Here is a 1,607-nt window from a genome sequence, read left to right as displayed (position 1 = left end):
GTACGACGGGCGATAAGGTGGATTCCTTCCACGTCGCCTTGCAGCTGCAGTACTAACTTGGATGCTATGGGGTCGAAGTAGCGTCTTGAGAATGTGCATCTTCCGCATGGGGAGGTAGTTCTGTATAGGCTATCGAGCGGAGACGGTATGGTGGAAGTGTCAGAGAGATAATAAAGGGTAATAGCGGGCATTTACACACGCAGACACTGAAACGAGGACTTGCCGTCTCTCAATTTTGCGCGAGGTTCCCATAGCTTCCTGGGAACCTCGCTCCCTCTCCTCCTCAAAAACAATCAGGATTTTAGAAGTCGTTATCCACAGGGTTGGGATCTCTCTCCTCAACCTTCCTGTAAATTCCTGAAAACTCGTCAGTAATGGCTGTCTCCGTATTCAGGGTATTCCCGATGGGCCTGATCCATTTCTTCCAATATGTTGGAAGTTATAGGAAAAGTAGTGATGGGCCGTGAGCGATGTAATGGACTGATAAATCCGGAACCGTGGATGGACTGCAGTGCCGAAAAAGCATTCACTCGAGAACGGCGTTGTTGGTGATGTGTGAACCAGCGGAAACGTCGCGGACTCAGTCATTATAGGGAACCGAATATGATGTTGAGCGGTACAAGCAGTCCCCACGGCTTTCGCAGTGTAGGTGAAGACAAGACATATTTTTGAGCTAGGCCTGCCTGGAGCATCACGTCTGAGAAGGAGGTGAGACAATATGAACGTGAAGGGATTCATTATTGAAGATGATGAAGGAAGAGAATTCGTGGTCGTGTGTGAGCGTCCCTATAGACAGTTTGGTGGAGCCTTCCTGCTTCGAGGCTGGCAGCGACGGCGACTGGTTCCCTTGCATTATTCGGAACGGGAGCTTCGCCGAATCGTTGGAAAAGTGTTGGTTTCGCTCGACGATCTCTTTAAAAGTCTTCCGAGGTTTTCGAGCAACGCTGATATGCCTCTTTCCCTTGGAGACAGTGCGACGACATCACGGTTGAGAAAGTCGGTGGTCTTGAGGAAGGTGGATCGGGACGAGAATTGTATCGGGAAAATGAAGTGACCTGCTTCGACCTCAGTTCCCCAGGGCGATTCTTGGCGTCTCGCGATAGGATTTTGAGCCCACGATAGTCTATTGAGTAAAACCTATTTTACTGCTGCTGATCAGTTCGGAAGACTACGTGGGATCGTGATTGTGCCAATTCCGCGGCTCGCCTCTTTTCTCTTTATCTTTCTCGTAGAAATAGGTGCTTGGTGATCGCATGTCTCACTGGAGGCCTGACTCGGCGTAGGGGGATTCCTCGACCTCGTTGAGAAATGTACTCGCAGCATTTGATTCTCTTGCAGTATGATACAGCTTCTCTGTCTAAGGGGTGCCGTGTGTTGAAACAGCGCATCGAAGCCGTCACGAAAGCCAATCAGAGATTCTACGAGGCGTTTGAAAGTCTCGACATCGTCAAGATGGACGAGGTGTGGACACATCAGGAGTATGTTACTTGTATTCACCCAGGCTGGACGATTCGTTCGGGATGGCCTGCCGTTCGCGACTCGTGGGTACTGATCTTTAACAACACGTTCTCGATGAAGTTCGAGCTGAGCGATATCATGGTTCAGGT

2 protein-coding genes are annotated in these 1,607 nt (G+C 49.9%); both read left to right on the top strand.

The features are described from left to right. The first annotated feature begins 718 nt into the window (after positions 1-718). Positions 719-1,054: a hypothetical protein gene (locus ACMTNU_RS20575; protein WP_413937156.1), complete on the top strand. Its 336-nt coding sequence runs from the start codon at positions 719-721 to the stop codon at positions 1,052-1,054. Between the two features lie 317 nt (positions 1,055-1,371). Then, on the top strand, positions 1,372-1,607 hold a 236-nt coding region (locus ACMTNU_RS20570; protein ID WP_413937155.1), incomplete at its 3' end, for a nuclear transport factor 2 family protein.

This window comes from Nitrospira sp. BLG_1 (assembly GCF_047338595.1).
Taxonomy (GTDB): domain Bacteria; phylum Nitrospirota; class Nitrospiria; order Nitrospirales; family Nitrospiraceae; genus Nitrospira_D.
This window is presented reverse-complemented; position numbering and strand designations above follow the sequence as displayed.